This is a genomic window from Bacillus cytotoxicus NVH 391-98 (genome assembly GCF_000017425.1).
In the GTDB taxonomy this organism is placed as follows: domain Bacteria; phylum Bacillota; class Bacilli; order Bacillales; family Bacillaceae_G; genus Bacillus_A; species Bacillus_A cytotoxicus.
In genome coordinates, this window is sequence record NC_009674.1 from 2,523,335 (window position 1) to 2,538,234 (window position 14,900).

General features: G+C 36.6%; 14 protein-coding genes and 1 riboswitch. All 14 genes read right to left on the minus strand.

Features of this window, described 5'->3' with window-relative positions; genetic code table 11:
• Positions 1 to 122: 122 nt before the first annotated feature.
• The 14 genes from recA to BCER98_RS12380 all read right to left on the minus strand — a co-directional run bounded on the left by recA (position 123) and on the right by BCER98_RS12380 (position 14,530).
• A complete protein-coding gene (gene recA / locus BCER98_RS12315; RefSeq protein WP_012094871.1) occupies positions 123 to 1,154 on the minus strand; it encodes a recombinase RecA in 1,032 nt (343 codons plus the stop codon).
• 141 nt (positions 1,155 to 1,295) lie between these two features.
• Positions 1,296 to 2,534 (minus strand): competence/damage-inducible protein A, encoded by a 1,239-nt coding sequence (locus BCER98_RS12320; RefSeq protein WP_012094872.1) that lies wholly within the window; start codon positions 2,532 to 2,534, stop codon positions 1,296 to 1,298.
• Positions 2,535 to 2,554: 20 nt separating this feature from the next.
• Entirely contained in the window at positions 2,555 to 3,133 is a 579-nt protein-coding gene (pgsA, locus tag BCER98_RS12325) for a CDP-diacylglycerol--glycerol-3-phosphate 3-phosphatidyltransferase (protein ID WP_012094873.1), read from the minus strand.
• A gap of 63 nt (positions 3,134 to 3,196) precedes the next feature.
• Positions 3,197 to 4,123, minus strand: a complete 927-nt coding sequence (locus BCER98_RS12330) for a helix-turn-helix domain-containing protein (RefSeq protein WP_012094874.1) — start codon at positions 4,121 to 4,123, stop codon at positions 3,197 to 3,199.
• 21 nt (positions 4,124 to 4,144) lie between these two features.
• Positions 4,145 to 4,930 (minus strand): DUF3388 domain-containing protein, encoded by a 786-nt coding sequence (locus BCER98_RS12335; RefSeq protein WP_012094875.1) that lies wholly within the window; start codon positions 4,928 to 4,930, stop codon positions 4,145 to 4,147.
• A gap of 137 nt (positions 4,931 to 5,067) precedes the next feature.
• Positions 5,068 to 5,316 carry a DUF3243 domain-containing protein gene (locus BCER98_RS12340; protein WP_012094876.1) on the minus strand — a complete coding sequence of 83 codons (249 nt, stop codon included), beginning with the start codon at positions 5,314 to 5,316 and terminating at the stop codon, positions 5,068 to 5,070.
• Between the two features lie 75 nt (positions 5,317 to 5,391).
• Positions 5,392 to 6,105 carry an elongation factor P 5-aminopentanone reductase gene (ymfI, locus tag BCER98_RS12345; RefSeq protein WP_041810481.1) on the minus strand — a complete coding sequence of 238 codons (714 nt, stop codon included), beginning with the start codon at positions 6,103 to 6,105 and terminating at the stop codon, positions 5,392 to 5,394.
• A gap of 135 nt (positions 6,106 to 6,240) precedes the next feature.
• Positions 6,241 to 7,527, minus strand: a complete 1,287-nt coding sequence (gene yfmH / locus BCER98_RS12350; RefSeq protein ID WP_012094878.1) for an EF-P 5-aminopentanol modification-associated protein YfmH — start codon at positions 7,525 to 7,527, stop codon at positions 6,241 to 6,243.
• On the minus strand, positions 7,528 to 8,802 hold the full coding sequence (gene yfmF / locus BCER98_RS12355; protein ID WP_012094879.1) for an EF-P 5-aminopentanol modification-associated protein YfmF: 1,275 nt from the start codon (positions 8,800 to 8,802) through the stop codon (positions 7,528 to 7,530).
• Positions 8,803 to 8,978: 176 nt separating this feature from the next.
• A complete protein-coding gene (locus BCER98_RS12360; RefSeq protein WP_012094880.1) occupies positions 8,979 to 9,938 on the minus strand; it encodes an ABC transporter permease in 960 nt (319 codons plus the stop codon).
• Positions 9,939 to 10,997, minus strand: coding sequence for an ABC transporter permease (locus tag BCER98_RS12365; RefSeq protein WP_012094881.1), 1,059 nt, complete (start codon positions 10,995 to 10,997; stop codon positions 9,939 to 9,941).
• A complete protein-coding gene (locus BCER98_RS12370; protein WP_012094882.1) occupies positions 10,990 to 12,522 on the minus strand; it encodes an ABC transporter ATP-binding protein in 1,533 nt (510 codons plus the stop codon). Before BCER98_RS12370 ends, BCER98_RS12365 begins: the two co-directional genes overlap by 8 nt.
• Positions 12,523 to 12,632: 110 nt before the next feature.
• Complete coding sequence (locus BCER98_RS12375; protein ID WP_012094883.1) at positions 12,633 to 13,709, minus strand: BMP family lipoprotein; 1,077 nt, start codon at positions 13,707 to 13,709, stop codon at positions 12,633 to 12,635.
• 95 nt (positions 13,710 to 13,804) lie between these two features.
• A complete protein-coding gene (locus BCER98_RS12380) occupies positions 13,805 to 14,530 on the minus strand; it encodes a GntR family transcriptional regulator (protein WP_012094884.1) in 726 nt (241 codons plus the stop codon).
• 201 nt (positions 14,531 to 14,731) lie between these two features.
• Positions 14,732 to 14,833, minus strand: a riboswitch (purine riboswitch).
• Positions 14,834 to 14,900 lie beyond the last annotated feature (67 nt).

A 14,900-nucleotide genomic window follows, 5' to 3' on the forward strand; every position in this document is an offset into this window, starting at 1 on the left:
GCATATAAAATGAAACTTTAAACAGTGATGCTTTCTCCATCTTCCACTCATTATGTTGTATTTTACATGCAGCTCGAAAATACCGATTACATGTATAAAAAAAGACACGAAATCGTGTCTTTTTAATCAAGAGTTGTGCTTTCTTCCATATTTTCAGGAGCAGAATCTTCACCAATTCCATGATGCTCACGAATAAAGAATGCAATTTCATCTCTTATATCTGGATTTTCTTTTAAGAATTGTTTTGCATTTTCGCGTCCTTGTCCTAAGCGCTCTTCATTATAGGCATACCAAGCACCGCTTTTCTGAACGATATCCAATTCAGAAGCCATATCTAAAATTTCGCCTTCTCTTGAAATACCTTCTCCGTACATAATATCCACTTCTGCCACGCGGAATGGCGGTGCTACTTTATTTTTCACTACTTTTACTTTCGTTTTATTACCAACGATTTCATTACCTTGCTTTAATTGTTCGGCACGGCGTACTTCAAGACGTATTGTTGAATAGAATTTCAATGCACGACCACCTGGAGTTGTCTCTGGGTTCCCGAACATAACTCCAACTTTTTCACGAATTTGGTTAATAAAGATTGCAATTGTTTTTGATTTATTAATTGCACCTGAAAGTTTACGAAGTGCTTGTGACATTAAACGTGCTTGTAAACCGACGTGAGAGTCACCCATTTCTCCTTCAATTTCCGCTTTTGGTACAAGGGCAGCTACAGAGTCGATTACGATAATATCAATTGCACCACTTCGTACTAATGCTTCTGCAATTTCTAACCCTTGTTCCCCTGTATCAGGCTGTGATAATAGTAATTCGTCGATGTTAACACCTAATTTCTGTGCATATACAGGATCCATCGCATGCTCCGCATCAATAAATGCTGCTTGCCCACCTTGACGTTGCACTTCTGCAATCGCATGTAAGGAAACTGTCGTTTTCCCTGAGCTTTCAGGTCCGTAAATTTCAATAATACGACCGCGTGGATAACCACCAACTCCCAATGCTACATCAAGTGATAACGAACCGCTCGGTACTGTTGAAACTTTGCGTTCAGCTTGCTCTCCCATTTTCATAATGGAACCTTTACCGAATTGCTTCTCTATTTGTTTTAACGCCATATCTAAAGCTGCTTGACGATCACTCATTCAAATTCCTCCTTAACTCAATTGCTAATCTTATTATACCTATTTTTATTTTAATTTGCCAACAAAAATCGAACATTTATTCGATTTTTTTATTTCCAATTTATAAAAACGCATTTTTACTATAAAAAAGCTAGAAGAAACTTACATCTCTTCTAGCTTTTTGTATAAATGATAAAATCCATATTTCACAGTACGTTCACGAATTTGCTGACGACTCCCACTTAAACAAAGCGGAAAAACTATTGTCGGTTCATCTTTGATTGCTAAACCGATAAATACAGTTCCAGGTTCTTTGTTTTCTGAAGCATCCGGTCCTGCGACCCCCGTAAAACTAATTCCAATATCCGATTGTAAAAGTAATTTTACATTTTCAGCAAGATAACGCGCACATTCTTCACTCACCGCACCTGCCGTTTGTAAAGTCTCTTCAGGAACTTGTAAAATATGCTGTTTTACATCATTGTGATAGCAAATTACGCCACCTTTAAAAACAGAAGACACACCAGCATTTTCCGTTACTTGATTGCCAAAAAGACCGCCTGTTAAACTTTCAGCACAGGCTAGAGTGAAACCTTTTTTCTTCAATAACTCAATTGCCTTATGGTGAAGGAAATCTTCATTGTAGCCGTAAAAAAATTCGCCTACTCTCTCTAAGATTAAATGTTCTACCTGCTGAATTAATAACTCCGCTTGCTCTACATTCTGATGTTTCGCGGTTAATCGCAACGTTACCTCTCCATCAGAAGCTAGCGGTGCAATTGTCGGATTCGTTTGGTTGTCAATTAAATCTTGTACTTTTACTTCTAACTGCGATTCACCAATACCGAAAAAACGAAGGACACGAGAATAAATATGTTCACCAGTTGTTACATTGCGCAAGAATGGATCTACATAGCTATTATACATTGGTTGCATTTCTTTCGGTGGACCTGGCAATAAAATATACACTTTTTCATTTTTATGTAATCCCATGCCTGGCGCCATACCGTGATTATTTGCAAATACAGTTGAACCCTTCAAAACGAGTGCTTGTTTCTTATTATTCTCTGTGAACTCACGACCCGTTCGATTAAAATATTCACGAATTGATGTTAGTGCCGCTTCATCATAAACAAGGTCTTCCTTAACAATCGATGCAATGGTTTCTTTCGTTAAATCATCTTTTGTTGGTCCGAGTCCGCCAGTAAAAATCAATATGTTTGCACGTTTTTCAGCTGTGCGAATAGCCTCTTGTAGCCGACGTGTATTATCACCTACTACAGTATGATAATACACATTTATTCCAATAGAAGCTAATTTTTCGGATAAAAACTTCGCATTTGTATTTGTAATTTGCCCCAATAATAATTCTGTTCCAACCGCAATAATTTCGGCATTCATTCCGATTCCCCCATAAACTGCTATTTTGAATTGACAAAAACAGCTCTATTTTTCCAAAAGTAATCATATCCAGAAATAACTGTAAAAATCAATGCAATCCATATAAAAATATCAGCAACTGGAATATGGATTAAGTTTAACGGCACATCATGTAATAAATAGGCTGAAATTGCAATAATTTGTGTCCACGTCTTGATTTTCCCTAACATATTAGCTGCAACAACTTCTCCAGTACCAGCTAATACAAGTCGTAAGCCTGTAACCGCAAATTCACGACTAATAATAACAATTACAATCCACGCTGGTACATATTGCATTTCAACTAATGTAATAAGCGCCGCTGAAACAAGCAATTTATCAGCTAATGGGTCCAGAAATTTCCCTAAATTTGTAACAAGATTATATTTTCTTGCTAAATGCCCATCAATCCAGTCAGTAGCTGATGCAATAATAAAAATAAGCGCCCCGATTAAATGTTGAATTGGTAAATCTACGTTTCCAATTGTATATGAACCCCAGTCAAAAGGCGCGATCATAATGACCAAAAAAATTGGAATTAAGCAGATTCGAGATATCGTAATTTTATTTGGTAAGTTCACAACTATTCCTCCATCATGTCACAAACATTTGTTCATTGAAAAAAGTCATCGAAGCGATGACTATTATTGTGCAGGTTGTTCTCCCCCTAAGTTTTTAATCACCATTCTTTGGTGCAATGCTTCCTCAGCATTTAAACCGTAATTCACAACTTTTCCATTTACTTTAACTTCTGTATTTAGTGCGTTACCGATATTTAATCGCACTTCTTTTTTCTCTGTTAAATTTTGTGGAACAGTTTGCCCTGCCTCTAATGTCCCTTTATAAATTTCATTACCATTTTCATCTTTAATATCTACGTAAGTCGTTCCTTTGGCAGATATTTCTAGTTGTAATTCCTTATTATTGATTTCATACGTAGATACTTTCTCTTTTGTGCCAACTAGCTTTATCTCATCTTGCCCTGTCGATGGTTGCTGCGCTTGTTGCTCAGCCTTCTTTTGCTCTTCTTTTTTTGTTTCATCCTGATTTGCTTTTTCTTGTTTCAGTTCTTCCCCTTTTTCATCTTTTTTCTCATCTAACGGAGAATCCTTTGCTTTTTGCACTTCAATTTGTTCACTTTTGTTTTGTGCTACTGCACCATCATCTTTTGCAGTTACCCATTGGAAAACAAACCAAATCACTACTCCTAACGCAATTACCAATAATGCAATTAAGATTTTCGGCATATGATCTGCAATGGGAAGCGATGTTGCCTTTTGTATTGTTTCCTGTGTTTTTTGACCGGTTGATACTTGTGGTACATCATGAGATTCAGATTGTGGTATTGTACTTTGATATTCTACAAGCAATTCCTCTCCGTTTAATCCAACAGCATCTGCATATTGTTTAATAAATGCACGTACATAAAAAGTTCCCGGTAATATACTGTAGTCGCCCTCTTCAATTGTTACTAAATAACGCTTTTGAATTTTTGTAATCTCATGTAGCTGATCAATAGACAAGCCTTTTGCCTCTCTTGCTTCCTTCAGCTTTTGTCCTAATTCCGTCACTGCTAACACCTCAATATTTCTTTAAAAGTCAAACATAGAGAAATTATTTTGCGTTCCCTGCTCAATTTCATCTACTAAGTTATATTGAATTTCTTCATCATAATCGTTACGCAATTCAATAATATAATCAAAATCATCAAGTGTGTATTCTGATTGACTCACAAATACATCTGGATGTTCTACAACTTTTGTTGCGGGCAACCTCATAATTTCACGTACAAGCTGCCAATGTCTTTCATTTGCGCGCTTTGTTGAAACAATTCCATCTAATATAAAAATATTATCGTCGCTATACTCATCTTCAATCAATTGACTACGTACCGTTTGTTTAATAAGGGTAGACGAAACAAACAACCAACGCTTATTCGCACAAACACTTGCCGCAACAATAGATTCCGTTTTCCCAACGCGAGGCATTCCTCTTATTCCGATAAGTTTATGGCCCTCTTTTTTCATTAGTTCTGCCATAAAATCAACAAGTAGCCCTAATTCATCCCGTACAAATCGAAATGTTTTCTTATCATCAGCATCTCGTTGTATGTACCTGCCGTGCCTTACCGCTAGCCTGTCCCTGAGTTTTGGCGGACGATATTTCGTTACCGTTATATTATCCATCGTATTTAAAATTGATTCAAGCCTCGAAATTTGCTCTTGATTATCACACATAAGCAAAAGACCGCGCCTTGCATTATCCACACCATTAATTGTGACGATATTAATACCAAGCATACCGATTAACGAAGAAACGTCACCAAGCAAGCCAGGTCGGTTTTTATGTATTTCATATTCAAAATACCATTCAATCATCCAAGACCACTCCCCCTTGCTTACTTTACACCTACGTACTATATTATATGATTTCACCCTAATAGGGAAGTTAAAAGTACAATGAAATCAATGGATTTTCCACATAAAAAAAAGAGAGGAGAATCTCCTCTCTTTTTTTATTTTTGTTGTACCAACTTTACCATTAGATTTGCAATTGTATGTTGTTCTTGTTCATCTGCCACTTTCCAAAGCTCTGCTAATAGTTTTTCTTGATCATTGCGCGCTTCTACTTCATTTGCAAGATAATCCCCAACGCGGTATGCCATATCTGAAATAGCACCGCCCTCTAGACCCTTTCCTTGCGCCTGCTCTAAACGCTCTCCTAAAAAGCTTTTCCATTGATCAAAATTATCTAGTACTGACATATTAAGCACCTCACCACTATTGAGTATTACAATCATACTTAATTTGCACAGTTTTTTATCTTTTATGTATGTTTTTTAGCAATACCATCCACCATTTACTCCAATAATTTGACCTGTTATATAAGAAGCTCCTGGTGATATTAAAAAGGAAACTGTTTTTGCCACCTCTTTTGGGGAACCAATTCGTCCCAATGGAATTTCCTCTGCAATTCCATTTTTATCTTCTTCTGAGAATATACTTAACATTTCTGTTTCAATTGCCCCTGGCGCTACTGCATTGACACGAATTCCACTTAAAGCCACTTCTTTCGCTAAAGCTTTTGTATATGCATTTTGTGCACCTTTTACCATGGAATATAATACTTCGCAAGAAGCTCCAATTTGCCCCCAAATTGACGAAATAATAACAACACTACCCTTTCTCCGTTGTATCATTGGTGGCAATGCAAGCGACATAAGCTTATACACACTCTTCACTTGCAATGCAATCATTTCATCAAGTTGTTCATTTGTCACATCAGTAACTAAGCCAAATATACTTTTTCCCGCTGCGTATACAATCGTATCAATCGGATGATCAATCTGTGCCCACAATTTCTCTACTCCATCCGCACAGGCTAAGTTAGCTTGAACAGGAATGACTTCTCCAATTTGTTTTTCTAACTCCTTTACTTTTTCTTCATTTTTATTGTAGTGCATATATACTGTATACCCATCTTCTATTAACTGCTTTGAAATTGCAAAGCCAATTCCTCCGCTTCCCCCAGTCACTAACGCATATTTCTTCATTTCTTGATCCTTTCTTCGAAGACATCTATTCATACTCTTCATTATAAATACCCCTCTTTACTTTTTAAGCTTTACTAAAAAGTAAGAAGGGGTTCATTTTTATATAACAGACAACAGATCCCTCATGTTTGTATGTTATTTCTTTGGTAATACTTGGCAAATACTCATTCTGTCTTCCACTAAAAATTCTTTTGCTGCACTTTGTAAATCTTGAACTGTTATGCCTTCTAAAGTAGATAATGCATCAAATAAACTCGTTTCATTAAATGCATATCTTGTAAATTGATTTGCAATATATTCAGGTGAATTAAGAGAGCGTAAAAATCCTCCAATTTTCTTTTTCTTTACACGTTCTAATGTATTTGCATCAATCTTATTATAATCTATTTGCAACAAAATGGCTTTCAATCGATCTGCTAATTCATCTGGCTGTTTTGTATCGCCTCCAACCATCGCAAACCCAAAATTACTCTCTTCTGTATAATCATAAGAAAATGTTTCGTCAATGAGCCCTTCATTATATAAAGACTCATAATGAGCTGATCCTTTTCCAAATAAGTAATCTAAAAGTAACGTCAGTGCAATTTCTTGTTTTAAAAGCGCCTCACCTTTTTCTTTTAGCCCTACTGCTTTAATTCCTACTAAACATTTTGGCGTTTGAACAGACATCGAAATAATTTTCTTTTTCTCATTTACCTCTTCTGGTTCACTTTCAAATGAACGAATAATTTCTGGCTGATTTTGATAATCTTTTTTTGCTTGATTCTCTCGTACTAATGCGATTGTCTTTTCTGGATCAACAGCTCCAACAACAAATAAAAGCATATTACTTGGATGATAAAATGTTTCATAGCATTCATACAATAAATCTTTCGTAATTTTGCTTATCGATTCAATTGTTCCAGCGATATCAATTTTAATCGGATGTTTCACAAATAGACTATCAATTAACCCAAAGTATAAACGCCAATCTGGGTTATCTTGATACATTTGAATTTCTTGACCAATAATGCCTTTTTCTTTTTCCACTGTTTTTTCCGAAAAGTATGGTTCTTGAACAAAATTTAATAATGTATTTAAATTTTGTTCCACATTGGATGTACATGAAAAAAGATACGCTGTTCTTGTAAAGGATGTAAATGCATTTGCAGATGCTCCTTGCTTACTAAACAACTGAAATGCGTCATGATCCTCTTTTTCAAACAATTTATGTTCAAGGAAATGAGCGATTCCATCTGGCACCCGAACCATCTCTTCTTTTCCAAGAGGAACGAATGTATTATCGATAGAGCCGTACTTTGTTGTAAACGTTGCAAATGTTTTATTGAATCCGTGCTTCGGTAAGATATATACATCTAATCCATTTGGAAGCTTTTCATAATAAAGCGTTTCTTGTAATTGATCATAAGCAATCTTCTCCATCTATTCTCCCTCCGTTCCATGTAAGAAGTAAATCGTATCTAACTCAATTTGATTTGCGACCTTCACAATTTCTTCTTTCGTAACCGATTCTATTCCCGTGACCCATTCTTCTACTGGACGTGTATGTTCCGCAATAATACCATGGTATAATAGTTCAACGAAACCACGTGGTGTATCAATCGCTTCTAAAATTTGATTTCGAATTACACTTTTTGTTTGCTGAATTTCTTCCTCTGAGAAATCACCATTCTTCATCGCCTTCATCTGCTCTTTAATAATAGCAACCGCTTTTTCATAATTCTTTCCTTCAATTCCAGACATAACAAAGAGCAAGCCTTTATGACTTTCAAAGCGTGAAGCGGCATAATACGCTAAACTATTTTTTTCCCGAACATTCACAAACAATTTGGAATGCGAGAACCCACCAAATAAACCGTTAAATAATTGTAGTGCAAAGTAATCTTCATCACGATAGGTCACATATGTGCGATAACCGATATTTAATTTACTTTGTTTTAGTTCTTGTTTCTCAACAACCTCTTTTTCTTCGTTATTTCGTTTATGAAGTATTACATTTTTTTCTTTCGGTACGCGTGGTGAAATGGAAAAATATTTACGAACGAGTTCGGCTGCATTGTCTGAAATATCTCCAATAATATAAAGATCCATTTCATCTTCCGCTAACACTTTTTGATAATATTGATATAACTTTTCACTTGTAATGAGCGGAACATCTTCTTTTTTCCCGTTGGAGCTTAATCGATATGGTTCGACTTTACACATTTCTTCAATGAGACGTTCATTTGCATAACGCATTTTATCATCATATGTTGCTTCAATTCGTTGTAGAAGCGCTCGCTTCTCACTCTCCACAATAGACTGTAAAAAACCCTTTCCTTCAGTTGCTGGATGTAACACAATATCAGATAACATAGAAAGCGCTTTTTCAAAAAGAGGCGGAGCATCTTGTAAATATTTCTCATTGGCGACATCCATGTAAATAGATATGATATGCTCCTCACCTTTTTTACTTACATCTACCGCTAAAGAAGACCCATATAATTCCTCTAAATATTGGCGAAGACGAATGACAGATGGCAATTTCTCGGTAGCGCTTTGTAAAACGTAAGGCAAAATAGCACGCTCTGTCACAGTTTCTTCATTTAAAGGTGCCTTAAAGCGAAATACAAATGTATTTGTTTTATACTTATCTGTTGGAATGATATGTACTCGTAAACCACCTAACTCATGCATTTGCTGTTCCATCAATTTCATTTATAGCCCTCCTTTACCTATGTAGGAATATTCCTCTTCAATATACAGTTTTTAGAAATCAAAAATCAACTTTTCTTCCTTTTTACTTTTAAGTTCTTGTATGCATTTCCATATTAAACATATTCTATGTCAAAAAGCCCGCACTAATGTGCGAGCTTTTTCAAACTTCGAAAAGATTATCTCTTTCCTTTTTCATATGGTGTTCCCAGCGCTTTTGGCGCTTCTGAACGTCCAACAAAACCCACTAGTGCTAAAATCGTAAACACATATGGCAAAATGGTTAAGAAAACACTTGGTATTTCTTTCAGTACAGGAATAGTTCCTCCCGTTACTCCAAGGGATTGTGCAAACCCGAAGAACAAAGCCGCTCCTAGCGCCCCAAGCGGATTCCATTTCCCGAAAATCATAGCAGCTAGCGCCAAGAAACCTTGTCCTGTAATCGTTGCACCTGAAAAGTTATTTGAGATGGACATGGCAAAGATGGCACCGCCAACGCCTGCAAACATACCTGAAATACAAACGGCAATGTAACGCATTTTATATACATTAATCCCCATTGTATCAGCTGCCATTGGATGTTCACCAACTGCGCGAAGACGAAGACCAAACGGCGTTTTATAAATAATATACCAAACAATAAAAGCTAAAATAATAGCAATATACGATGTTACGGGTACACTGGAGAAAAATATTTTTCCAATAACAGGAACGTCTGAAAGCCCCGGAACGTCGATTTTTTCAATACGATATTGAATAAAATCAGTTTGACCTTTACCGAAAATTTTCTTAATCGCAAAAACAGTCAAACCAAGCGCTAAAAAGTTGATTGCTACTCCACTAACAACTTGGTCCGCACGAAATGTAATGGAAGCAACGGCGTGAAGAAGTGCAAATATCCCACCGCCAATTGCTGCAAAAACAAGTGCAATCCAAGGGGTCATCGTACCCCATGTATCTCCCATTAATAAAGTTGTCACAACACCAATAAATGCACCAAATAACATTAACCCTTCTAATGCGATGTTTACAACTCCAGAACGTTCACTGAACACTCCACCAAGCGCTGTAAAAATAAGTGGGGCCGCTGTATATAATGTACCTGTCACAAGAATGGCTAAAATATCTAAGAAGTTCATTTATTTCCCCTCCTTGCTCATGCGTGTCAGTGCCCAGCGTAAAACATAGCTACAAGCAACAAAGAAAATAATACATGCAATAATGACATTGATTAATTCAGATGGCACATCTGCTTCAAAGTTCATTTGCGGCGCTGCACTTTTCAAACCACCAAATAATAAAGCTGCAAGCAAGATACCAAATGGGTTATTGCTACCAAGAAGAGCGACTGCAATTCCGTCAAATCCAATTCCAGTAAACGAGGTCATCGCTGTCATATTTTGAAAGGTTCCAAGCCCTTCCATCGCTCCACCAATACCTGCAAAGGCACCTGCAATTGTCATCGATAAAATGACATTACGAGAAACTTTCATACCAGCATATTGCGAAGCATGTTGATTAAATCCAACTGATTTTAATTCATAACCTAACGTTGTTCGATCTAATAAGAACCACATGAGAATCGCAATGAGAATCGCAACAAGAATCCCCCAGTGCAGACGTGATCCTTCCGTTAAAGAAGAAAGCCATTCAGACGCTAACGATGCACTTGGCTGAATATCATATGATTTTTCATTCGCTTCATGTAAAAAACGTTTAATGAGGTCATATGTCACATACAGTGCAATATAGTTCATCATAATGGTTACAATCACTTCATTTACTTTAAATTTCCCTTTTAAGTACCCTGGAATAAATCCCCATAAACCACCAACGATTGCTGCAATTAAAATAGATAGCGGAATATGCAAGAATGCTGGTAATGACACTGCATAACCGAACCAAACTGCTGCAAGCCATCCGACTAACAATTGCCCCTCTACTCCGATATTAAATAGACCTGTACGGAATGCAAAGGCAACGGAAAGACCAGCTAACACAAGAGGGATCATCGTACGAAGTGTTTCACCTATAGCTTGCGGGTTTCCAACCATTCCTTCCCACAATGCTGCATACCCAACAATCGGATCATATCCGCTCACTATCATAACAATGGCTCCTACAAGCAAACCAAAAAGAACAGATAACACAGGTACTAAAATATTAATCGTTCGCTCCGTTAAAAAATTTTTAGCCATTTGTACTCACCTTCTCTTCCCCTGTTCCACCAGCCATTAAAAGACCTAACTCTTGTTCATCCGTTGCTTTTGCATCAACAATTGCAACAATTTTCCCTTCATAAATAACAGCCACACGGTCACTTACATTTAAAATTTCGTCAAGCTCTAAAGACACAAGTAGGACCGCTTTCCCTTTATCTCTTTGCTCGATTAATTTTTTATGAATAAATTCAATTGCCCCTACATCAAGACCACGCGTTGGCTGTGCCGCAATTAATAAGTCCGGATTGCGATCGACCTCACGAGCAATAATGGCTTTTTGCTGATTCCCACCAGATAGCGCCCGAGCCAATGTATATTCACTCGGTGTACGCACATCAAACTGCGCAATAAGCTCTTTCGCTTTTTTTGTAATAGTATTAAAATTTAAAAAACCTTTTTTCGAAAACGGGTTTTTATAATATGTTTGTAAAACAATATTATCTCTTACGGAAAAATCCAAGACGAGTCCATGTTTATGACGGTCTTCTGGAATATGACCAATTCCCTCTTCTGTAATTCGTCTCACAGGCCAATTCGTTATCTCTTTCCCATTCATTGCAATAGAACCTGACTCAACTTTTCGTAAACCAGTAATCGCCTCTATTAATTCACTTTGTCCATTCCCATCAATTCCTGCAATACCAACAATTTCTCCTGCACGAACAGTTAAGTCAAGGCCTTTTACAGCAGGTAATTGACGTGCATCACGAACAACAAGGTTCGCAATCGAAAGTACATCTTTCTCAGGTTTTGCGTCTAATTTTTCTGTTTTAAAATTCACTTGACGTCCAACCATTAGTTCCGCAAGTTTATGTTCATCTGTATTTGCAACGTCAACTGTACCGATTCCTTTTCCTTTTCGAATAATCGTACAACGATCACAAACTTCCATAATTTCTTTTAATTTATGAGTAATTAGAATAATAGATTTTCCTTCTTGTACAAGTTTTTTCATAATTTGAATCAGCTCATGAATTTCCTGAGGAGTTAATACTGCTGTTGGTTCATCAAATATTAAAATTTCAGCTCCTCGATAAAGCGTCTTTAAAATTTCAACCCGCTGCTGCATCCCAACTGAAATATCTTCAATTTTCGCATACGGGTCTACCGCTAGACCGTATTGTTCAGATAACTTTTTAATTTCTTCTGCCGCTTCATCAACTGCAATTTTCCCTTTTTTCTTCGGTTCATTTCCAAGAATAATATTCTCTGTAACGGTAAAATTGTGAACAAGCATAAAATGTTGGTGAACCATGCCAATTCCAAAATTATTCGCAATATTAGGATTTGTAATTTTTACAGGCTTCCCTTTAATTTTAATTTCTCCTTGCTCTGGCTGGTACAGTCCAAAAAGAACATTCATTAGCGTTGATTTCCCTGCTCCATTTTCCCCGAGCAAAGCGTGTATTTCTCCCTGTTTTACTTGCAGCGTAATATCATCATTCGCCACAATGCCTGGGAATACTTTTGTAATATTGTTCATCTCAATTACGTATTCCATTGTGTTCCTCCTTTTAGCAGGGAACAATCCCCCCAATTACACTCTATGAAAAATGATTCGGTAGATACAAAGGTTAGTTCTACGAACTAACCTTTGCTATTTCTCTATCATTATTTCGTTAGAGAAGCCTCATACTCTTTGTACTCATCATCAGTTGCAGGTACTTTAATTTCACCAGCTGTAATTTTCTTCTCAAACTCTTCTATTTTTGTTAAGATTTCTGGATTTGCTTTTTTCACATTGTCAGTTGTCTTCGCAATACCAATACCATCATCTTTCAAACCGAATTCTTCTATTTTACCACCTTTTAATTTTCCATCTTTTGCTTCTTGCGCTACTTTTGCTACTGCAACGTCAACACGTTTTACCATAGACGTCAACGTTACATTTTCAGGCATACCTTCTTGATTTTGGTCACGGTCAACACCAATTACCCAAACATTTTCACCTTTTTTCTTACGGTTTTTCGCTTCTGTAAATACACCATTACCCGTTGCACCAGATGCGTGATAAATTACGTCTACACCTTGACCATACATTGCTGATGCTAATACAGATCCTTTTTCTGGTTTATCAAAGGCATCTGCATATTGTGCAACGATTTCAATGTTTGGATTTACTGCTTTCACTCCAGCTTTAAATCCCGATTCAAACTTGCTAATTAATGGACTCTTTACTCCGCCGACAAAGCCCACTTTATTAGATTTTGTCGTCATCGCCGCCGCAACCCCAACAAGGAAAGATCCTTCATGGTCTTTAAATGTAATACTTGTTACATTTGGTTTTTCCACAACAGCGTCTACAATGGCAAATTGTTTTTTCGGATATTGATCTGCTACTTTTTCAATAGAGTCTTCCATTAAATATCCAATACCAAATGTTACATTATAATTTCCTTTCGCAAACTTTGTTAAGTTTGGAATATAATCTGAGTCTTTACTTGATTGAAGATAACGATAGCCTTCATTTTTTTTCAAATCATTATCTTTACCGAACTTTGTTAATCCTTCCCACGCTGATTGGTTAAAGGATTTATCATCAACCCCACCAATATCGGTAACCATACCAACTTTAAAACCCTTACTATCCTTCTTGTCACTACTTGCTTTGTCTGAGTTACCACATGCCCCTAACACTGTACTCGCTGCTAACGTTAATGATAATAAAAGACCTGCTTTTTTCTTCATACTAGAACCCCCTCCTAAAATGATGTATATTTCTATTTACTATTTATGCTGTTGTCCCTTCCTTCTTGCTGTCACCTCCCTAAAAAGGAACCGATTTACATACGTTTTCGTAATACATGGAAGCTAAATTTATCTGCTCTAAAATAATTAATAGAATACAAAATTGGTTCATCATTTTGATCGTAATGCATTTGTTTTAAAATCAGTAATGCCGTTTCTGGTTCACACTGCAAGATTGGTGATATTTTCGGATGATATCCAATCGGTTCAATATGAGCAACTGCATATGTTACGCGCTTATGCGTGTTATTATGTATAACAGTAAGCAACGACTCCTCATTATAATCTGATAAATCCGACAATATTTCTTTTGATAATTTATCAACACAGTATACAACAGGTTCCCCATCTGCTGTACGAACACGTTCAATCATAACTGCTTCGAAACCTTCTTCACTATGAAACTTTTCTTTTTCTTCTTCTGTTAAACTTGTAGTAGATGATGATAAAAAAATAGTCCCCGGTGTTTTTCCAGCACTAGCAATCATATCGGTAATACTGGAAAGTTGTTCGATTCCAGAAGAGAACAACGGCTTTGCATTCACAAACGTTCCTACGCCATGTCTACGAATGACGACATTTTCTTCTTCCAAAATACGGAGCGCTTCACGCAAAGTGGCTCTACTTACACCTAGTTCCTTTGCTAAATCAAACTCAGAAGGTAACTTTTGCTTTTCTTTATATGCTCCACTTTTGATTTTCTCTTTAATATGATCAATCACTCGCAAATATAAATGCCGACTATCAGATTTAACCGACACAAGACTCCCCCCATTCAATTATTCGACCTCTGATGTAAGACTTCTTTTCTCTTTTTCTCTCGATATTATAATTTGTCGAATAAATATTAATAGTTTTTTAAGACGAAATTTTTCATCTTTAATATATAAAAAAAACTTTGTACCATAAACATTCCTCATCTAGAGAAAAAGTTCGGCACAAAGATTCCTCTTACATCCTTTGTTACACACTTCTCCCCTCATAGTCTAGCAATTCATGGTTGCTAGGTAGAAACTTATGGACCTTATTTCCAAGATTATATGAGGCAGTGATTCTTTTCGAAGTAATCTTACCACTTGCCCCCATATGTGTCAACAAAATTCAACACTTTTCCGCAGTAAATATCGAACA